The 19,538-nt window shown below is 69.4% G+C and carries 21 protein-coding genes and 3 pseudogenes; 11 read left to right on the top strand and 13 right to left on the bottom strand.

The annotated features are described in order from the left end of the window. Positions 1-414: 414 nt before the first annotated feature. The 4 genes and pseudogenes from CKY47_RS37225 to CKY47_RS37025 all read left to right on the top strand — a co-directional run. Positions 415-1,158, top strand: coding sequence for a glycine-rich domain-containing protein (locus tag CKY47_RS37225; RefSeq protein WP_442638273.1), 744 nt, complete (start codon positions 415-417; stop codon positions 1,156-1,158). A 127-nt stretch (positions 1,159-1,285) separates the two neighbouring features. Further along, the gene (locus CKY47_RS29285; protein ID WP_371320756.1) at positions 1,286-3,205 is read left to right on the top strand and encodes a Calx-beta domain-containing protein; all 1,920 of its coding nucleotides are present in this window, start codon (positions 1,286-1,288) and stop codon (positions 3,203-3,205) included. Positions 3,206-3,587: 382 nt separating this feature from the next. Beyond that, positions 3,588-3,767, top strand: a complete 180-nt coding sequence (locus CKY47_RS29280; RefSeq protein WP_306749551.1) for an RICIN domain-containing protein — start codon at positions 3,588-3,590, stop codon at positions 3,765-3,767. A gap of 27 nt (positions 3,768-3,794) precedes the next feature. Beyond that, a pseudogene (locus CKY47_RS37025) lies at positions 3,795-4,088 on the top strand (RICIN domain-containing protein); the annotation flags it as partial. Between the two features lie 22 nt (positions 4,089-4,110). Here CKY47_RS37025 and CKY47_RS29275 read toward each other — a convergent pair. From CKY47_RS29275 to CKY47_RS29225, 11 genes and pseudogenes are all read right to left on the bottom strand, one after another. Then, positions 4,111-4,712: pseudogene (locus CKY47_RS29275) on the bottom strand (transposase family protein). A 156-nt stretch (positions 4,713-4,868) separates the two neighbouring features. Next, entirely contained in the window at positions 4,869-5,357 is a 489-nt protein-coding gene (locus tag CKY47_RS29270; RefSeq protein WP_306749550.1) for an MFS transporter, read from the bottom strand. A 188-nt stretch (positions 5,358-5,545) separates the two neighbouring features. Further along, positions 5,546-6,753 (bottom strand): annotated as a pseudogene (locus tag CKY47_RS29265) (IS256 family transposase); the annotation flags it as partial. A 192-nt stretch (positions 6,754-6,945) separates the two neighbouring features. Next, positions 6,946-7,500 (bottom strand): hypothetical protein, encoded by a 555-nt coding sequence (locus CKY47_RS29260; RefSeq protein WP_306749549.1) that lies wholly within the window; start codon positions 7,498-7,500, stop codon positions 6,946-6,948. Between the two features lie 228 nt (positions 7,501-7,728). Continuing rightward, complete coding sequence (locus CKY47_RS37020; RefSeq protein WP_371320755.1) at positions 7,729-8,103, bottom strand: chitosanase; 375 nt, start codon at positions 8,101-8,103, stop codon at positions 7,729-7,731. 214 nt (positions 8,104-8,317) lie between these two features. Continuing rightward, positions 8,318-9,778: an alpha/beta hydrolase gene (locus CKY47_RS29250; protein WP_371320754.1), complete on the bottom strand. Its 1,461-nt coding sequence runs from the start codon at positions 9,776-9,778 to the stop codon at positions 8,318-8,320. A 53-nt stretch (positions 9,779-9,831) separates the two neighbouring features. Then, positions 9,832-10,548, bottom strand: a complete 717-nt coding sequence (locus CKY47_RS29245; protein WP_306749547.1) for a helix-turn-helix domain-containing protein — start codon at positions 10,546-10,548, stop codon at positions 9,832-9,834. A gap of 434 nt (positions 10,549-10,982) precedes the next feature. After that, entirely contained in the window at positions 10,983-11,240 is a 258-nt protein-coding gene (locus CKY47_RS29240; protein WP_306749546.1) for an integrase core domain-containing protein, read from the bottom strand. A gap of 8 nt (positions 11,241-11,248) precedes the next feature. Then, the gene (locus CKY47_RS29235; RefSeq protein ID WP_306749545.1) at positions 11,249-11,728 is read right to left on the bottom strand and encodes a helix-turn-helix domain-containing protein; all 480 of its coding nucleotides are present in this window, start codon (positions 11,726-11,728) and stop codon (positions 11,249-11,251) included. A 90-nt stretch (positions 11,729-11,818) separates the two neighbouring features. Then, positions 11,819-12,079, bottom strand: coding sequence for a hypothetical protein (locus CKY47_RS29230; RefSeq protein WP_306749544.1), 261 nt, complete (start codon positions 12,077-12,079; stop codon positions 11,819-11,821). A gap of 88 nt (positions 12,080-12,167) precedes the next feature. Beyond that, positions 12,168-12,308 carry a hypothetical protein gene (locus CKY47_RS29225; protein WP_306749543.1) on the bottom strand — a complete coding sequence of 47 codons (141 nt, stop codon included), beginning with the start codon at positions 12,306-12,308 and terminating at the stop codon, positions 12,168-12,170. A 57-nt stretch (positions 12,309-12,365) separates the two neighbouring features. On the opposite strand from CKY47_RS29225, the gene CKY47_RS29220 reads away from it, so the two are divergent. Further along, on the top strand, positions 12,366-13,130 hold the full coding sequence (locus CKY47_RS29220; RefSeq protein WP_306749542.1) for a helix-turn-helix domain-containing protein: 765 nt from the start codon (positions 12,366-12,368) through the stop codon (positions 13,128-13,130). Here CKY47_RS29220 and CKY47_RS29215 read toward each other — a convergent pair. Continuing rightward, entirely contained in the window at positions 13,103-13,513 is a 411-nt protein-coding gene (locus CKY47_RS29215; RefSeq protein WP_306749541.1) for a nuclear transport factor 2 family protein, read from the bottom strand. The genes CKY47_RS29220 and CKY47_RS29215 overlap by 28 nt on opposite strands. A 51-nt stretch (positions 13,514-13,564) precedes the next feature. Here CKY47_RS29215 and CKY47_RS29210 point away from each other — a divergent pair, with 51 nt between their 5' ends. After that, complete coding sequence (locus CKY47_RS29210; protein ID WP_306749540.1) at positions 13,565-14,047, top strand: MarR family winged helix-turn-helix transcriptional regulator; 483 nt, start codon at positions 13,565-13,567, stop codon at positions 14,045-14,047. A 317-nt stretch (positions 14,048-14,364) separates the two neighbouring features. On the opposite strand, the gene CKY47_RS29205 is transcribed toward CKY47_RS29210, so the two are convergent. Further along, the gene (locus CKY47_RS29205; RefSeq protein ID WP_306749539.1) at positions 14,365-15,432 is read right to left on the bottom strand and encodes an integrase core domain-containing protein; all 1,068 of its coding nucleotides are present in this window, start codon (positions 15,430-15,432) and stop codon (positions 14,365-14,367) included. Positions 15,433-15,595: 163 nt separating this feature from the next. Between CKY47_RS29205 and CKY47_RS29200 the strand changes: the two genes are divergently transcribed. The 5 genes from CKY47_RS29200 (at position 15,596) to CKY47_RS29180 (ending at position 19,514) form a co-directional block, all read left to right on the top strand. Continuing rightward, the gene (locus CKY47_RS29200; RefSeq protein WP_306749538.1) at positions 15,596-15,730 is read left to right on the top strand and encodes a hypothetical protein; all 135 of its coding nucleotides are present in this window, start codon (positions 15,596-15,598) and stop codon (positions 15,728-15,730) included. A gap of 276 nt (positions 15,731-16,006) precedes the next feature. Beyond that, on the top strand, positions 16,007-17,020 hold the full coding sequence (locus CKY47_RS29195) for a sensor histidine kinase (protein WP_306749537.1): 1,014 nt from the start codon (positions 16,007-16,009) through the stop codon (positions 17,018-17,020). 46 nt (positions 17,021-17,066) lie between these two features. After that, a complete protein-coding gene (locus CKY47_RS29190; RefSeq protein WP_306749536.1) occupies positions 17,067-18,122 on the top strand; it encodes a sensor histidine kinase in 1,056 nt (351 codons plus the stop codon). Then, positions 18,107-18,754: a DNA-binding response regulator gene (locus CKY47_RS29185; protein ID WP_306749535.1), complete on the top strand. Its 648-nt coding sequence runs from the start codon at positions 18,107-18,109 to the stop codon at positions 18,752-18,754. Before CKY47_RS29190 ends, CKY47_RS29185 begins: the two co-directional genes overlap by 16 nt. A 265-nt stretch (positions 18,755-19,019) precedes the next feature. Next, on the top strand, positions 19,020-19,514 hold the full coding sequence (locus CKY47_RS29180; RefSeq protein ID WP_306749534.1) for an LppU/SCO3897 family protein: 495 nt from the start codon (positions 19,020-19,022) through the stop codon (positions 19,512-19,514). Positions 19,515-19,538 lie beyond the last annotated feature (24 nt).

Below are 19,538 nucleotides of genomic sequence, written 5' to 3'. Positions count from 1 at the left end.
CGGTGAAGCTGGAGCGCGGGGGGCGCGTTCGGCGTGCGCGGTGCCGGGGTGGAGGAGGTCCTGCGGGCGACAGCACGAAGGCGAGTAGCGCGCATCGGTGCGGCTCCGACCCGGTGGAGGGGCCAGCGGGGCAGGAATTGTGCGGTTGTGGGCCGGAAGTGGCCGTAAAAATCGGTTGTCGTCACCTGGCGGGACCACTGGTCATACCGTCGGTGGTGTGACACGAATTTTCGTGTCACACCACCGGAGTCTTGGCCGGAATCCCCACGGGGGCAATTATCTCTGTTACGTTTCCATGATGGGGGCAATGTCCACTACCTGTCGAATCGACTGGTGATCCGCAGCCCCGGCGGGACGACGGCCGGGTGCACTCGGGATTCACTCTCCGGTTGGCGGCGACACGTAGGTACTCGCATGCCTCTCCACAGGAGGGTCGATGTACACGTTTTCCATTCTTTTGACACGCGCGGACGTAGAGCGTTCGCCGGTGCTGCCGTGGTGACCGGTGTCCTGTTGTCGTTGGTCGTGCCCGTCACCGCTCACGCGGCCACCTCGGCGTACACCAGCCCTGGCGCGTTCACGTTCACCGTGCCGGCGGGGATCACCAGGCTCGTGGTCTCGGCCACTGCGGCCGGTGGCGGTGGTGGCGGCAGCACGCAGGGGTTCATCCTGCCCGGTACCGGGGGTGGTGGTGGGGGCGGTGGCGCCACGGTGAGCTGCGCGATGCTGGTCAGTCCCGGCACGGTGCTGACCGTCGTCGTCGGCGGCGGGGGCGCGCCGGGTGCGGCGGCCGCCAACGGCGCCACCGGGGGCAGCTCCACGATCTCGTTCGGCGGTACGGCGAAGGCCGTCGCCAACGGCGGCTCCGGTGGTGGGCGCGGCCTGGGGACCTCGGGTGGCGGCGCCGGAGGCACGGGCGGCTCCGCGGTGACTTGCCAGGGCTCCTCGCCGGTCCTGGGGTCCGGGGCTGCGGGCGGCCAAGGGGGCAACGGGGGAGTCAGCGGCAACGCCGGAGGTCCGGGTGGAGCGGCCGGCGGATCCGTGCCGGCCGCCTGTGCCGCCAACACGGGGCGGGGCGGTGACGGCGCCAACGGCGGGTCCTTCCAGGGATTCCCCGGAAACCCCGGGAACAGCGGCTGTGTCGTCCTGACCTACTGACCCGCTCGACTTCCACGCTCGTGGGAACGGTCCGCAAGTGGTCCGTCGAACCCGGCCACGGTCGGCGCCCGCTACCGGGCCCGGACTCCCGGGCACAGTGCCAGGACAGATCCGATTAGGAGAACCCATGTCCTATTCCAATACGTCGCGACGCTCGTTGCTGCGCAGATCCGTGGCAGCGGCTACCGCCACGCTGGCGGTGTGGGCCACGACGGTCGCGATCAGCGCGGCACCACAGGCGGCGGCCCAAGTCGAGCCCGGTGACGTCGAGGTCACCCTCGGCCCCGGCGCGAGCACCACGGTGGCCAAGACGGTCACCACTCCGGTGGTCCCGCCCAATCCCGACCTGGTGTTTCTGGCCGACACCACGGGGAGCATGGGCGGCGCCATCGCCGACGTCCGGAACAACGCCGGTGCTGTGACCGGCGCGGTGCTCGACGCCCAACCGACGGCGCGGTTCGCCGTCTCGGAGTACCGCGACGCCGGGGACCCGTTCGCCTTCCGGGTCAATCAGAACCTCACCGGCGACGCCACGGCCGTGCAGAACGGGATCAACGCCTGGGTCGCGAGCGGCGGCGGCGACATCCCCGAAGCCGCCGTCAACGCCCTGTTCGAGATCGGCAGCGGAGCCATCGCGTTCCGCCCCGACGGCACCCGGATCGTGGCGTGGTTCGGCGACGCGCCCTCCCACGACCCCAGCCTGGGCCACACCCTGGCCGACGCCATCGCCGCGCTCCAGGCCGCCGACATCCGCGTCATCGCGGTCAACATGGGACCGTCCGGCGGCGGACTGGACGCCGGCGGGCAGGCCAGCGCGATCGTCGACGCCACCGGGGGCGTGCTGCTGAACAACGTCCCGGCCAACCAGGTCGCCCAGGCCATCATCGACGGCATCCAGGCCGTCCAGGTCACCGTCACTCCGACGATCACCACGTGCGACCCGCAGTTGACCGTCGGCTTCGCGCCCGCGAGCCGGACCGTAGACAGCGGCGACGTCGCCGGGTTCACCGAGACCATCACGGTCAACCCGGGCACCCCGGCCGGCACGTACCACTGCACGGTCGACTTCCTGGTCGACGGCACCTCGCGCGGCTTCATCGAGCAGAACACCGTGCACGTGCCCGGCCTGTCCATCAACGACGTCACCGTCGACGAGGGCAACGCGGGCACGACACCCGCCACCTTCACCGTCAGCCTCGACCGGCCGAGCCCGAACCCGGTCACGGTCGACTTCACCACCGCCAACGGCACCGCCGTGGCGCCTGGGGACTACGCGGCGACCGCCGGCGCGGTGACCTTCGCACCGGGCGAGACTTCCAAGCAGGCGATCGTTCCCGTGGTCGGCGACACGGTGGACGAGCTGAACGAGACGTTCACCGTGACGCTGTCCGCGGCCGGCGGCGCGGCGATCACCGACGCGGTCGGTGTCGGCACGATCGTCGACGACGACCGCGACGGCGTGTTCTCCTGCCGGGCGAGCGCGCTGAACGTGGTCGGTGTCGAGCCGGTGGTGGCCAACCCGGCCGACGTGCCCTGCGTGGACGACAGCGAGACGCTGGCGCAGGTCGGTCTGAACGCCGGGGCGCTGACGGTCGACGCCAAGGTGCTGTCGGCCACCACCGACCAGACACCGGACGACCTCACCTCGGCACCTCCGGCCGCGGGTGACAATGCCACCGCGAAGGCCAAGGTCGACACGACCACCATCAGCACCCTCGGCCTGACCATCGAGCTGGGTGTGATCCAGGCCGAGGCCACGGCCCGGTGCGCGCCGAGCGGCGGCGGGCTCGCCCCGCAGTTCTCGGGCAGCTCGACCATCGCCTCCCTCAGGATCAACGGGATATCGACGACCGTCGGATCCGCGCCGCTGACCATCCCGCTGGTGATCGGCTCGCTGAAGCTCAACAGCACCGAGACCACGGCGACATCGGTGACCCAACGGGCCGTGGTGCTGGACACCCTGCTCGCCGACGTGGTCATCGGTGAAGCACACGCCGACATCCACGGCACGGGGGCCCACCCCAACGGCAACCCCTGCACCAGCTGACCTCCGGCCAGCGGGCACGTCCATGTCGGACGAGGGAGGGCCGCCGCACCGTGCCGGGTGCGGCGGCCCTCCCTCACCCGGACGACTGAGTTCCACGCTGTTCTCGCGGACCAGGGAACCGCGCGATCGGATGTGCCCGCAGCGCCGTGGAGCCGCGGGTCCACGTTGCTCTCCCGTCTGTCGACCTTGCGTCCGAGCCGTTCATCGGCACGCCGTGACGGTGTCGGGACGTGTGCGTCACCTCGACGGGTGGTCGGTGTGGAACGGCGTTGGGAACTTCGCCGCGTGGGACCGGTGGATGTGGGCAAGGTGGTGGTCGAGCACGTGCCGACCACCCCCGGAGGGCCGAACGATGTCCAGTTTCACCGCTCGCGGTGCCGCGATGACCGCCTTGGTCGTCGCCGCGCTGGTCGCTTCGGCGACGACCGCCACCGCGATGACCGAACCTCATGAGTACTTGATCGTCCCGGTGCACAGCCAGAGGTGCCTCGACGTGTTGGACGCGAACCCCGGCGACGACGCCGACATAGTCCAGTGGACCTGTGACGGCCGGGTGAGTTAGCGCTTCTCCGCCGCGCCCCCTGGCGACGGCACCTGGTCGTTCTGGTCCCAGGCGACCGACAAGTGCCTCCAGGTGGTGCCTGCGGGCCAGGAGGGCGGTGACGTCGTCCAGCGCGCCTGCGACGGCAACCCCGCCCAGCAGTGGCGGATCGAAGGCCAAGCCGAGTACGGGTACCAGCTCGTGTCCGACCACACCGGACAGTGCCTGGAGGTCGAGTACGCCTCCCCGGATGACGGTGCGGAGATCCGCCAGTACCCCTGCCACGGTCAGGACAACCTGTGGGGTGCCAATAGTCGGCCACATGGTTTGACCTGCGGTTAGGCGGCAGTGAGCCCTTCCAACCTCATCCGGCGGCGAGGTGGAGTGCGAGGACGGCTCGGATCAGGTCGGTGATGCGGGTGGTGGAGCAGCGGAGTCTGCGCAGTGGTCGCCAGGTCTTCAGGGTGGAGACGGCTCGTTCGCCGAGTGCGCGGATGCGGGCGTGGGAGCGGTTGACCGCCTGCTGTCCGTGCGAGAGGGTGTGCCACTTTCCGCGGTAGGGCACGCGGATCGGACCGCCCGCGCCTCGGGATGCCGTGTCGGCCCAGCGTGGGATGTCCGCGGTGGTGAGGGCGTCGATGATGCCGTGGGCGCGGGCCGCGGTCAGGTCGTGGGTCGTGCCCGGCAGTGCGGGCGAGGTCCAGAGCAGGCGTCCGGCCGGTCGACGAGGATCCGGACGGCCTCGTGGATGTAGCGGCAGACGGTGGCCCGGCTGACGTCGAACCCGGCGGCGAGGCGGGTGTAGGTGTCGCCGCGGCGCAAGTGGGCCAGGACCGGCAGGGCTTGCCGTTCGGGGTCGAGGCGCCGCCACCTGCTGCCGACCCGGCGTCGATGCAGGGTCAGTTCCCGCGCGAGGAAGCGGAGGTGTGAACTGGACAGGTCGATCGCGGATGGGTCGACAAGCACTCGAAGCTCCTGGTGATGACCTTGCTCTTGGTCGAGAAGTCATCTACCAGGAGCTTCGCCATCTCATCTCTCCAGCCCGCCACCATCAGGTGGGAAGGCCTCACTGTCTCGGTCGTGACGAGCATCGCGGCTGATGGCACGAGGTCGTGTCCGCGTTCACGACTTTTGGTGGACCGGCTGTCGCAGGTGGGCGACGGCGAGGATGCACAGGCCGGCGGCGATGAACGAGCATGGCTGCGGTGTGGAACACCCAGCGAAGACCGAAGGCGCTTCCCACGAGGCCGCCTGCGCCGTTGCCGAGCAGACTGGCGACCGAACGGGTAGCGACGAAGACACTGAGGCCGAACGCATCCTGCTGGGGAAACGCTCCTGCACAGCGGCCATCCCGACGCTCACCAGGCAGGCGACGGCGAACGCGCCGAGTACCTGGAGCAGCGCTAATTGCCACACCTGGTTGACGTGGGCCAACAAGGTCATCCCGGCGCCGGAGGCGACACAGCCTCCCAGAACCACCCGATCCGAGCCCCACCGGGCCGCGGCCACGCCGCAGATCGGTATCAGCACCACCTCCACCAGCGGCGCGACACCCAGCACCGGCAGAATCTGTGTGAGCGGCAGGCCCGCCTCCGTGGTCGCGAACACCACCAGGAACGCGGATCGGACGATCGGCGCCGTCAGCGCGAGGCCGAGCGCGATCAGCAGGCAGCCGAGTCCGACCGTCAGTCGAGTTGCCGGACGCAGGCTGCCTCCCCGGGATCTGTGGTCGTCGGGAGAGCGGCGAGTCAGGTGGATGTCGAGTGTTCATCCGATCGCCTGGCGCATCATCCAGCGTTGCGGCCGGTGCCGGTCGGGTCCAGGCTCATCACCGCGAGGTAGACGCACTTGAGCGCGGCCTGCTCGTTGGGGAAGTGGCCCCGGGCCTTGACCGCGCGGCGGATGCGGGCGTTCACGCTCTCGATGGCGTTGGTCGAGCAGATCACCCGCCGGATCTCGACGTCGAAGGCCAGGAAGGGCACGAACTCGGCCCAGGCGTTGTCCCGGAGCCGGACGATCGCCGGATAACGGACGCCCCAGGCGTCGGCGAACTCGGCGAACCGCTCCTTCGCCGCGGCCTCGGTCGGAGCGGTGCAGACGGGCTTGAGGGTCTTGGCGATGGCGTCCCAGTGCTGGCGGCCGGCGTAGCGGAAGCTGTTGCGCAGCAAGTGCACGATGCAGGTCTGCACGACCGTGCGCGGCCAGACGGTGGTGACCGCGTCGGGCAGCCCGGTCAGCCCGTCGCAGACCAGCATGAGCACGTCGGCGACGCCGCGGTTGCGCAGCTCGGTGAGCACGTGCAGCCAGTACTTCGCGCCCTCGCCGCCGTCCCCGGCCCACAGGCCGAGGATGTCGCGCCGGCCCTCGCAGGTCACGGCCATCGCCACGTAGATCGGCCGGTTGGCCACCTGGCCGTCGCGGATCTTGACGTGGATGGCGTCGACGAACACCACCGGATGGACCGGGTCGAGAGGCCGGTTCTGCCACTCGACCATGCCTTCCACGACCTTGTCGGTGATCGTGGAGATCGTCTGGCGGGAGACGTCGGCGCCGTAGACCTCGGCCAGGTGCGCGGAGATCTCCCCGGTGGTCAGGCCCTTGGCGGACAGCGGGATGACCATCTCGTCCACGCCGGTGAGCCGCTTCTGCCGCTTGGCCACGATCCGCGGCTCGAACTCGGCGTTGCGGTCGCGCGGCACCTCGATCTCCACCGGTCCCACGTCGGTGAGCACGGTCTTGGAGCGGGTGCCGTTGCGCGAGTCCCGGTCCCGCGCCCGGCCGGGTCGTGCTTGTCGTAGCCCAGGTGGTCGGTGATCTCGCCCTCCAGGGCCGACTCCAGCAGCCGCTTGGTCAGCTGCTGAAGCACCCCGCCCTCACCGGTGAGCTTCAGGCCACCGGCGCGGGCCCGGCTGACCAACTGGTCGACCAACTGCTCGTCCAAGCCCTCCAGGGCGGTCTCGGGCTTGGCGTCCTCGGCGTTCTCCACGCCGGACATCATCTCGGTCATCAGGTGCGCATCCTTGATCAGGGGTTACACCACTCGTTTACAGTCCCCTACGTGGCGGAGTCGAGATGGGGTGTCGCCGCACGACGCCTTGACCGAACCCTGTCCCGTCACCGCCTGCGGCATCGCCAGACCGCACGGCCTTCCCCGTCGACCGACTACGGGGCGGGACGAGGCGGCCTTCGAGATCGCGACTCAGAGCGAGGTGATCTCCAGGGACGCCAGGGTGTAGCTGCTAGGGACTGTGCCCAGGCCGAGGGTGCACAGCAGCACGTCGGTGGCCGGGCCGGTCAGGACCTGGACGACACTGCTGCCGGCGAACAGGCCCGAGGTGACTGTGCCGGTGAAGGTGACCACCAGGGCCGCCCCCACGATGGTGGCGGTGTAGTTGACGGAGATGGTCGAAGTCTGACCGGTGTTCCAGACGATGGTGGACGTCGTGGCACCACTGCTCAGCAGGTCGAGGCACGACAGTGCCGGGTCGAGCGTGGTGCGGGTGGAGGAGCCGGAGGTCAGGGCCGGGTTGCTCAACGACACGCACGGCCCGTACTGCGCCGTGGCGCTGACGGTGACGGTCTGCGGGGCCACGGTCAGCGGCGGGGTGTAGGTGGTGGTCTGGCTGCTGGGCGGGGTGCAGGTCACGTCCAACACTCCGGCCGAAGCCTCCCAGACCGGCCCCAGTACGGCCAGCGCGAGGGCGGAGACGGCCGTCATCAGCGTGGCCGCGGCGGTGCGTAACGACTTGATCATCATCGCTCTCCATCCGGGCGGCACCCGACACCCCGTATGGGCGCGAGCACACGCCAGGCACCCAGAGTGCTCCTGTTCGGGCGAGCTGCGACAGCTCCGAACGGGCGACCACACGCAGATGTCCGGCCCCTCGTCGCCACCGCCGTGCAGCTCCGGACTCCGCCGAATTCGGCCGGACGGAACGGTCGTCGCACCGGCCCGACAAGTACCTCGGGGCACCGACACCACCTAACAAAGTCCTACTTGCGTCGCTGCTCGCGATTGCAGCCGAGAGCGCGCGAAGCGTCGAGGCGTGGCCGGACGCGTGATCTGGCCACCACGCTGAGTCAGGCCGCGCGGTAATGCGCTGTAGGTACTGCAACGACGTCCGGACGTGCGTGCCGAGGCGCATCCGCTGCTGCGCAGTGCGGTAAGGTGCTTTTCCAGCGCGTTGCCGGGCTTCTTGGCCTTGTAGAGTCCGGCCAGGTCGAACATGTCACCGGTACCGCTGCAGAAGCCGATGATGTCCGCGGTGTCGCCGCGGCCGTGGCCGATGTCCTCGATGTAGTCGAAGTGCGCGCGCCAGCTCAAAGAGGAGTTCTCCGCACCGGACACCAGCTGCATCGCGATGTCCTTGAGCCGTGGGTCGTTCAGGTCCGTCGCGTGGCGATGCCGGGAGATGAGCGTGGCCGCGCAGAGACCGTCGCCGCAAGCCTTGAAACGCCTTCATGCCGCTCCGTTCCACAGTGGAATTAGCGGCGACGTGGATCCGACCGCAGCGTGTGAGCGCTCGCACGACGAGGGCCGGCTCGCGGCGAGCGAGCCGACCCTTCGGGAATCAGCCGGTTTCAGCTGCGCACTTCACGTCGCTCGGACGCTGTCCACCGAGCAGGTACTCGGTTACCTTGTCGTTGGCGCAGTCGTTCTTGCCGATCAGGTAGGCGCCGTGCCCGCCCTGGTCGACGGTGATCATCGCGGCCCGGTCACCGAACGCGCGGCGCGTCGAGCGGGCGCCGACGAGCGGCGTGGCGGGGTCACGTTCGTTCTGCACCATGAGGATGTTGCGCGGTCCGCGGTCGGACGGCAACACCTGCTTCTCCACCGGCTTCGGCCAGAAGGCGCACGGGTAGATGTTCGCCCCTGCGGCACCGAACATCGGGTACCGGACGCGGTCCACGGCGACGTTGCGCTCGTAAGTGCTGACAGACGAAGGCCACTGGGAGTCGCCGCAGATCACGTGCAGGCGGCCGGAGATCAGGCTTTCGATGCGCGGGACCTCCGGTACCTCCAGGGGCGGCAGCGGCTGGTCGTTGTCAAGCGCCTTCCACTGCGCGGCCATCCTCGAGAACGCCGCGTCACCGGTGGCGTAGAGGCCGCCGAACACCAGCATCCGGAACTGCTGACCGGTGATGCCCTCGACGGACGGCTTCGCGTCCAGCCGGCCCGCGAGGTCGAAGTACTTGGCGCGCACCTGCTGCGGCGTGGTGCCCAGCCCGTACCCGGGGTGTGCCGCCGCCCACTTCGCGAAGTCCGGGAACGTGTCCTCCACGCCGGGGCCGTACATGCGGCCACCCTCGACGTCCCAGCCGCCCTGGGGGAGGTTGCTGTCGATCACGACGCGGTCGCTGGTCCTCGGGAACAGCGTGGCGTAGACCGAGCCCAGGTACGTGCCGTACGAGTAGCCGAGGTACGAGGCCGTCTTCTCACCCAGTGCGGCGCGGACGCGGTCCAGGTCGCGGGCGATGTTTGCGGTCGTGTTGTACGGCAGTTCGTCGGCGGTCGACGACTTGAGGCACTGCTGTGCCATCGTCTTGACCTCCTCAGCCCGCTTGCGCACATCGGCCTGCGTCACGGCGTACGGCGGCACGCTGCCCGCAAGCATCTGCGCATCGGTCAGGTCACACGTGGCAGGCGAGCTGTAGCCGATGCCGCGCGGGTCCATGCCGATCACGTCGTACGCGTCCAGCACGCTCTGCGGCATTCCCAGTGCCTTCAGGAAGAACGGGAACGTGAGGCCCTCGCTCGGCCCGCCGGGGTTGGTCAGCAGGATGCCCCTGCGCTTCTCAGGACTCTTGCTGGCCAGTCGGGTGATCATGATCTCGGTCTGGCGGCCCTCCGGCTTGCGGTAGTCGAGCGGCAACTGGAGCTTTCCGCACTCCAGTCCGGGAAGCGCCACGTCAGCGGGACACGCGACCCACTGCACCTGCTTCACCGGCGGTGCGGCAGACGCCACCCCCGGCACCGCCACCAGCGCTGCGGCAGCGGTCACGACCGCGGCCAGCGACAACGTTTTTCGCATTAGCAAATACCTTTCCGATGACGCGCCTCTCGGTGCGCCAAACCAATGGAATGTCAGCCGTTCATGCGGATCAGAACGTCGATCTGGGCCTCGTTGTAAAGCTCGACCATGACCTTGGCCATCGTCTGCGTCGCGAACTTCTCGCCCCGCGGCGAATCGCCGTACATGCCAACGACATCCGGGAACGCCGCACGCATCTCCTGCACGTACGGGAGCGCGCTCATGCGGTCGGCCAGGCGTTGGCGGGTCTCCTTGTCCGCGTCCGCGGGCAGGTTGTCGAACTCTACGATCGCGATGTCCTTCAAGTGGCTCCTCAACACCTCGTTGTAGGTGGCCAACGCCTCCGGTGAGAGCAACTGGGCGATCACGACGGTCGCTGCGCGGTCCTGCGGTGACAGGTTCGCCTCCGCGACCGTCGCCGCGATGTCGGGCGGCAGGTCGGTCGGCGCCTCCTGGCGCAGGATCAATGCCAGTTCGACGCGGATCCGTTGCAGCCGTTCGATCGTCGCGGCCAGTTCGGCGTCGAGTTCGCGCAACGCCTCGCCGGGATGTTCGTCCCCGTCACCGAGTTTCGCGATCTGCGTGAGCGACAGGCCGAGATCGGTGAGGCGCTTGATCCTGAGCACCCGCACGAGATGGGGCACGCCGTAGCTCTTGTAGCCGTTGGAGCGGCGCTCGGGCTCGGCGAGCAGGCCCACGTCGTGGTAGTGTCGGATCGTGCGCAACGTCGTGCCGGCGAGGTCGGCCAGCTGGCTGGTGCTCCACCCCACGACATCTCCCTCCGTTCGGCCCTGACACGACCCAGTTGAAACCATGCCGCTACGGCATGGTCAAGGCAGGCCGGATCTTTCAGACGAAGGTATCGGGGAGAGTCCACTTTCGTTGCACGCAAAGGCCTCGGTCAAGCCGACCGAGGCCTTTGTTGCGCTACAAGGACTTATTGATTCGACAGTGATCGTCTTCCCGTAGGTTGATCACCCGTGATCGGGATCGGGGGTGCACACCGGTTGTCGCCTGCGGAGCGTGAGGTGCTGCGGTTGCGGGTGGTGGCCGCGTTGGAAGCCGGAAAGGTCGAGGGTTACCGGCAGCCGCAGAGATTTCGGGGTCTCCGAACGTTCGGTGGGCACCTGGTGGCGGGCTTACCGACAGGACGGTCGCGACGGCCTGGCGACCCTGTGCTTGCCGAAGATGTCGTCCGTGCGGGTCAGGCGGCGTGGTGGTACTCGTTGAGGATGCCGCCCAGTCGTTGTCGTCGGCGGATGTCGAGGTGGGTGGGAGGTGCCTGATCGGTGGTCGGTTGTGGCAGTGGTTGTAGTGGTCGTGCGTTGTGGATGCCTTGGTGGGGCCGGTGGGTGTTGTAGGACCGCTCGTACTCGTGCAGCGCGTGGAGCAGGTGCTGTTGGTTCCAGATCAGCGTTCGGTCGAGGAGTTCCCGGCGGCAGCTGCGGATCCAGCGTTCCATGATCGCGTTCATGCGCGGGATGCGGACTCCGCTGAGGACGACCTGGATGCCGGCGTCGGCGAGGACGGCGTCGAACAGTGCCGGTACTTCCCGTCCCGGTCGCGGATCGGGAATCGCGCGTGTCTGCCCGCGTCGTCGAGGTCCATGGCGAGGTTTCTGGCGGCTTGGGTGACCCAGGATGTGGTGGGGTGCGCGGTGGCGCCGAGGACTCGGATCCTGCGGCTGGCGTGCTCGATGACCGCGAGCACGTGGAGGCGGGTGCCGTTCAGGGTGGTGGTCTCGAAGAAGTCGCAGGCCGGGAGCGCGTCGGCTTGTGAGCGGAGGAAGGCCGGCCAGGTCGTCGTGGTGCGTTCGGGTGTCGGTTCGATCCCGGCGTCCTGGAGGATCTGCCACACCGTGGATGCGGCGACCTTGATGCCGAGGACGATGAGTTCGCCGTGGATGCGTCGGTAGCCCCAGGCGGGGTTCTCGCGTGCCAGGCGCAGCACCAGGAGGCGGATCGAGCGGACGGTCCGTGGTCGGCCGGGCCGCTGGGGACAAGATCTGGCTACGTGGCGGTGGGCGAGGAGGTCTCGGTGCTACCGCAGCACCGTCTCCGGACGCACCAGTAGTCGGAGTCGACGAAGCGCTTGCATCGGGAGTCGGTGCAGCAGTGCCGCGAGGAAGGCCCGGACGGCGGGGGAGAACCGCGGGCGGGCGTCTCCGAGTTGGCGTTCCAGGACCACGATCTGGTGGCGCAACGCCAGGATGTCCACGTCCCTGTCCCGGTCGCTCATGGGCAGCAGGCGCAGCAACGCGAACGCGTTGGTCACACCGAGGTAGGCCAGTCGGAGCAGCACAGTCGGTCATCATGCCGCGTCAGCCGAGGACGCTGCGGACCTGCAGTCGCACTCACGAGCACCTCGGCCCCTCACGCTACGCACAGCTTCAACCTGCGTGAATGGAGTTATCGGCAGGCACGACGCTTTCGGCGGGCGAGGTCGCGTGCATGTCGGCGAGGTGCTCGGCGATCAGGTCCCGAACCGGCTGACGGGTGAGGTCGTCTGGTTCGATCGTCAACGCGAGCACGGCTGGCGTTCCCGGCAGCGCATCCTGGTGTCCCGTATTCGGGATGCTACCCCCGATATGGGGCACCCAGAAGGTGGTGCCGGCCACGACAACCCGCTGGAGCTGCGCTTGGCCGTCCGGCTCGCCGAGCTGCGCGCCGAACGGGCGTGGTCGCTGGAGGACCTGGCCCAACGCGCGGGAGTCAGCCGATCGACGCTGTCCCGACTGGAACGCGCGGAGATCAGCCCCACAACAGCGCTGCTGGGCAAGCTGTGCGCGACCTACGAGCTGACGATGTCGCGGCTGCTGGCCGAGGTGGAACCGGCACCGTCGCCGCTGGTGCGCGCCGATCGGCAGGCCGTGTGGCGTGACGACGACGCCGGACTCACCCGCCGATCCGTGTCGCCGCCGTCGGCCGGACTGCGCGGAGAGCTTGTCGAGGTCACCCTGCGACCCGGTGCGGACATCGCCTACGACGCCTCGCCCGTGCCGGGCCTGGAACACCACGTCTGGGTCATGGAGGGCACGCTGGAGGTCACCGTCGACGGCACGGCGCACGAGGCCCGGATCGAGGACTGCCTGCGCTTCCGGCTCTGGGGCGGCTCACGATGGCGTTGCCCCGGCCCCCGGCCCGACCCGCTACGCGCTCACGATCGTCCTCCCCTGGGTCGACAAGGACCAGGGAGCCTCCGCGCGCCCTACCACCGCCGCCACGCCACCCACGAGCACCTGGCGTCGATCGTCGAGATGTACAACCCTGCGGTGCCGAGCAGTGGTCCACGACAGGGCCACCACGTCCTGCCGCGACGCGAGGTTCACGGCTGGGTGTCGAACGGTTCGTAGCAGTCGAAGGTCTCGATCGAGGTGATCAGGCCGCCGGCGGTTTCGACGAACTGCGCGATGTGCGCGACGAGTTCGTCGCCGTGGCGGAAAGGGTCCGCGTCGCGGGCGATCACGCCGCTCCAGGTGAGGCGGAGGATCGCGGTGTCTCCGACCGCGACGGCCGAGCGAACGTCGTATCTCTGGCTGGACAACAGTCCGGCGCCCGCCTCCGATGCCGCGAGCATCCGGTCCAGGGTGGTGCGGGCGCCTTCGGGTTTGAGCCGGTTCGGGTGCTCGGTGGTCGACGCCGTCGGGGCGAAGTACTTCCGGAGGTCTTCGCCGCGGTGCCCGGCCTCGAGCGCCCGGAGCAGCGAGGTCGCGACGGTGATCGGATCACGGGCCATAAGCACAATGCTAGTTGTACAACCTTGGTTGTCAATCGCATAGTTGGTGGCGTGGCCACACTCGACCCGGCGGACATCGACATCGCCACCCTCGCCTGGCTGGCGGGCAGCGCCGCGAACAGGGCGATCCTGGCGGAGCTGCACGAGGCCGGTCACGCCGGCGTGCGCAACTCCCACGGGTACGTCATCCAACACCTGATCGACGGGGCGCCCACGGTCTCCGAACTGGCGGACCTCCTCGGCGTCACCCAGCAGGCGGCCTCGAAGCACCTGCTCGAACTGGAGCGCCTCGACTACGTCGCGAGAGTGCCCGATCCCGGCGACAGCCGAGTGCGACGTGCCCGGCTCACCGACCGCGGTCGGCGGCTCGTCGACGACAGCCGCCGGATACGACGGCAGCTGGACGACCGGCTGACGAGGTCGGCGGGCGACGACACGGCCGACGCGGCCCGGCGGGTCCTGGTCCGTCTGCTCGATGCGACAGGGGAAACCGCGAGCGTGACCGCGCGTCGCGCCGTCCCGCCGAGCGAGTAGGCGAACACGCTTGGTAGCTGTTTCCGAGCTATTGCCGTTGGGTGAGTCGGCGGCTGGTGATGCGGATCTTGGACCAACGGACCATGGCCTCGTGGTGGGGGCGTAGTCGTTCGTAGTCTCGGACGCAGCGGTGATGGCCCGTGATCCAGGCCAAGGTCCGCTCCACCACCCGCCTTCTTGGTAGCACGGTGAAGTACCGCAGGTCGGGACGTTGGACGATCTCCACCACCAGCCGGAGCGTCTTCCGTGCCCAGTCGAGCAGGCGGCCGGTGCAGCCGCCGTCGGCCCTGTGCTTGCCGAAGTGTCCTCCGTGCAGGTCAGGAGGCGTGGTGGTACTCGTTGAGGATGCCGCCGAGTCGTTGCCGTCGGCGGATGTCGAGTTGGGTGAGGGCTGCTTGATCGGTGACGGCTGGTGGCAGTGTGCGCAGTGGTCGGGCGTTGGCGATGCCTTGGTGGGGTCGGTGGGTGTTGTAGAAGTGCTCGTGCTCGCGCAGGGCGTGGAGCAGGTGCCGTTGGTTCCGGATGAGGGTGCGGTCGAGGAGTTCGTGGCGGCAGCTTCGGAGCCGGCGTTCCATGATCGCGTTCATCCGCGGGATGCGGACTCCGTTGAGAACGACCTGGATGTCCGCGTCGGCGAGGACGGCGTCGAACAGGGCGGGGAACGTCCCGTCGCGGTCGCGGATCGGGAACCGTGCGGGGCTGCCTGCGTCCTCGAGGTCCATGACGAGATTTCCGACGGCTTGGGTGACCCAGGACGCGGTGGGGTGTGCGGTGGCGCCGGGGACGCGGATTCGGCGGCCGGTGTGCTCGATGACCGCGAGTACGTGCAGTCGGGTGCCGTTCAACGTGTGGGTCTCGAAGAAGTCGCAGGCTGGGAGTGCGTCGGTCCGGGAGCGGAGGAAGGTCGCCCGGGTTGTCGGAGTGCGTTCGGGAGCCGGGTCGGTTCCGGCGTCTTTGAGGATCTGCCAGACGGTGGATGCTGCGACTGTGATGCCCAGTACGAGGAGTTCGCCGTGGATGCGGCGGTAGCCCCGGGCAGGATTCTCGTGCCAGGAGCGGAACCAGGAGCCGGATGGAGCGGATGGTCCGTGGTCGGCCGGGACGCTTGGGTCGGGATCTGGCCGCGTGGCGGCGGGAGAGGAAATCCCTGTGCCACCGCAGTACCGTTCCGGCCGGACCAGTAGTCGGAGTCGACGAAGCGTGGCGTCCGGGAGTCGGTGCGGCAGGGCCGCGAGGAATGCCCGGTCGCCGGGGGAGAACCGTGGACGGACGTCTCCGAGTTGGCGCTCCAGGACGGTGATCTGGTGCCGCAGCGCCAGTGTTTCTGTGTCTTTGTCCCGGTCGCTTGTCGGCAGCAGGCGCGGCAAGGCGAACGCGTTGGTCACACTGAGGTAGGCCGGTCGGAGTAGCGCGATCGGTCGTCATGCCGTGCTGGTCGGTGCCACAGCGGATGGCAGCTGTGACCCTGAGCGCCTCTGGACCCCAAGCGCCGTGCGTCTTCTACCTGCAGGGATGAGGTTATCGGCAGGCGCAGCGGCATACGAGTGGATGATCCCCGCATACCTCGAATACATCGATCATGCCCACGGTGAGGGCTGCGGCCACGTGGCCGTCTCGCACATCGACTACGTGCACGATGGCCACCGCCACGCCGTGCACGGCGAGCACTACGAGGAGCACTGACCGACTTCGGACCGTTTCGCGGCGGCGCGCGGATCTTCCCGTCCCGCGTCGGGGCGTTCGGACGTGCCGGTTTGCATGACCGCCTTTGATAGTTTCCCCTCCGTGCCTGGGAGTGCGACAGACCGCTCGGTGCCGCGGTCGGCGGACGATGGCGGAACGGGGGGAGCACGACGCGACCGGGGCCCCCGAGCTGGTGGTTCCTGTGAACGTCACCTCGAGGAAGCCGTTTCGCGCTTCGCGCCGTTGCTGCGGGCCGCTGTGGTCGGTCTGTGCGGCGTGCTCGGCTTGGTCGGGCACGCCGGTGACGACCACGTCGCCGTGGTGATCGTGGTCGCCGCGACCGCCCTGCCGTGTGCGCAGAGCCGGTGGCGCACCACCGCACCGGCCGTGTTCCTGATCGCGAGCGCGGTGCTCTCCGCCGCGGTCGGCCTCAGCCAGGTCCTGCTCGGCCCTCAGCCGATCAGCGGCTGGTTGTTCGCCATCGTCTCGATCACGGCGGTGACCTGCTACTTCGAGTGGCCCGACCGGCCGTGGGCCGGCCACGTCCTCGCCGGCGCTGCGATCGCCGCCTACGTGGTGGGTTGCCTGCTCGCCGGGGGCGTCGTGTCGGCGCCGGGTGTTTGGCACCCGCTGGTGCAGGCGATCTTGTCCTGCTCGGGGCTGCTGCTGGTGCGACGCGCCGCCCGGCTGTGCGACCACCTGGTCCGCCGGACCGAGCGGCGCAGGATCGCCGTGGCGGCCGCGCGGGCCCAGCGCGAAGCCGATCGGGCGTACCTGGCGATGCTGCACGACACCGCGAGCACGACGTTGCTCATGGTGTCCACCGGGACGACCGGTGATTTCGACTGGCTGCCCGCCGCGGCGCGCCACGACCTCCAGGTGCTGACGTCGTACGCGCCGGTGACCGACCGGGACGTCGACCTGGGGGACCTGCTTACATCGCTGACCGCGTACCCGGGGCTCACCGTCCACACCGACGTCCAGTGCCCGCTGATCGTCCCGTCGAAGCCCGCGTACGCGATCTACCACGGGGTGCGCGAAGCGCTGAGCAACGTCCACCGGCACGCAGGCGACCTCGACCCGACGCTCACCGGGCACGACCGCGACGGGCTGGTGGTGGTCCGCTTGTCCGACCGCGGGCGGGGGTTCGAGCCGAGCCAGGTCCCCGCGCACCGCCGCGGGTTGGCCGAGTCGGTCCGTGCCAGGATGATCACCGCGTGCGGTGAGGTCCACGTGCGGTCCGCCCCCGGACGCGGTACCACGGTCGAGTGGACGTGGGCGCGTGGCTGACGCGGCGCCGGGTAGGCCGGCTCACATCGAGCGCCGTCTGCGGGCCATGACCACCGTTGTGCTGGCGACCGTCGCTCTCACCGTCCAGTTCGGGCTGAACGGTGACGTGGCCCTGGACCCCACGTCAGGTTCCCGTGCCGAACTGGCGGTGTACGGCGTCCTCGCGCTGCTCGGCGTGACGTGCGCGATCATCCTGGTCAGGCGGGGAGCCATCCCGTGGTGGGGCAGGTGGACCGGTCTGGCGGTGCTGCTCGGCTGCTCGGTCGTGGTGTCCGGGGTGCTGCCGCCGCACTCGGCTCTGCCTCCCGAGCACTGGTCGATCGGCCTGATCGGCTGGTACGGGCTCGTGTTGCTGTACGACCTCGCCATCGGCTGGTTCGCCGGGTTTCTGATCGTGCACGTCACCCTGATCGGCTGGTCCGTGGTGGCCGGTGGTGCGGCGGCCGACCTGGCCGACATGGCCGTGACGTTCGTGTCGGTGGCCGGTTTCCAGCTCGGGGTCGCGCTCAGCGCGCGTCTGGTGCGGACCATCGCCGAGGACGCGTCCAGGACGTCGTGGGCCGAGGAGCGGTTGCGCGTCGGCGAGGAAGCCGCCGCCGCAGCAGCGCGCAACCACGAGCGGCGCTACGCCGACCTGCGCCACACCACCGTGCCGCTGCTCGCCGGTCTCGCCGACGGCACGCTCGACCCTCGCGCGGAATCCGTGCGCCGTCGGTGCGCCGTCGAGGCGGCCAGGATGCGCCGGTTGCTCAACGCGGGGCGGAGCGACGGGGCGACCGACCGCGTGGTGCACGAACTGGGCGCGATCATCGACGTCGCCGAGCGACACGGCGCGTCGGTGCACCTGTCCGTGCGCGGGACGCCGGGGGAGGTGCCCGAGCCGGTGCGCCGGGAGCTGCTTGCCCCCATCGCCGAAGCGCTCGTCACGGCGCGGTCCGAGGCGAGGGTCACCGTGCTGCACGTGCCGGGCGGGGTCCGGGTGAGCGTCCGCTGCGCCGTCCCCGACCTCCCCGTCACACCGCCCGGCCGGGGCGAGGTGTCCGTCGTCGAGTCCGTCGCCGACGGACAGATCTGGTTGGAGGCGTCATGGCGATCACCGTGACCGTGGTGGACGACCACCCGGCCATCCTCTCCGGGGTGCGAGCCTGGTACGCCGAGGCCGACCAGCCCGTCCGGGTGGTCGCCGCGGGTACGTCGGTCGACGTCGCGTGGACACCGCCCGGCGACCGGGCCGACGTCGTCGTCCTGGACCTGAACGTCGGTGACCGCGAGGCGCCCTACCAGCGCGAGGTGCGCCGCCTCGTCGACGCCGGGCGCAAGGTCGTCGTCTACACCATGCAGGACAGCGAGGAGGTCGCGCTGACGTGCCTCGACCTCGGCGTGAGCGCCTTCCTCACCAAGACCGAGGGGGACGAGCACCTCGTGGCCGCGACCATCGCCGCCGCGTCCAGCCGCCCGTACCTGCCGCCCACCCTCGCCGGGGCCATCGCCGCGGACCACAGGCCCGCGCGGCCCCGGTTGTCCGACCGGGAGCGAGAGGTGCTGACCCAGTGGTTCCAGTGCGAGTCCAAGCAACTCGTCGCGGAACGGATGCGGATCACGCCCAGGACCGTCGACACCTACCTGGACCGGGTGCGCGTCAAGTACGCCAACGCCGGACGGCGCGCACCGACGAAGGCCGCCCTGCTCGCGAGGGCCATCCAGGACGGGTTGGTCGGTCTCGACGAGCTCTAGCGGCGATGAGGGTCGTTCACACGACACCACCGCACATCACTTCTCCCTAACATGACCCGCGCCCGGTCGAGCCGCAGGAAGTGGTGCGTTCGACTTCCCGGTCGGTGCCCGGGTGCCTTGTTGTCGACGCCGAGTTGATGAGCGGATACGAGCACCTCGAATGACGAACCCCACCGCGCCCCCGTCCGGCAACGCCCCGGTCGCGCCAGGCTCCCCCGAACCGGTCGAGTTCTCATCGCGGACGAAGAAGGTCCTCACCGTCGTGATGGGCGTGGTCCTGGTCGCGGTGATCGGTGGTGTCGCCGCGATCATCGCGACGCGGGTCCTCAACCCGGCTCCGCCCACCTATGCCGCGGGTGACTGCGTCAAGACGGGTGGAGGCCAGTTCCACGCGACGGTCGAGAAGGTCGACTGCGGCGACCGAGGTGCCGTCCACGAGGTCGGGCTCTACCTGGACGATCCCGACGCCGACTGCCCGGCCGAGTCGTACTCGTCGTACGAGCAGACCGGCGGCAAGGAGGACGAGTTCAAGCTCTGCCTGGTGCTCAACGCATCGGAAGGCGACTGCTTCTCGATTCCCACGATCTCCCTGGGTGAGGAGAAGAAGGTCGACTGCGGCAGCGACGAGGCGAACCGCAGGGTCACCGAAGTGGTGGACGGCACTGCCGACAAGGCCGCCTGCGCGTCCGATTCGGTCGAGAACGCACGGGTCTACCCGGCCCCCGAGCGAACGGTCTGCCTCGGCCCCGTCCCGGCCTGAGCCGGTCCGCCGCTTCCACGTGAT

The sequence above is a fragment of the Saccharothrix longispora genome (assembly GCF_030852425.1).
Lineage (GTDB): Bacteria > Actinomycetota > Actinomycetes > Mycobacteriales > Pseudonocardiaceae > Actinosynnema > Actinosynnema longispora.
This window is presented reverse-complemented; position numbering and strand designations above follow the sequence as displayed.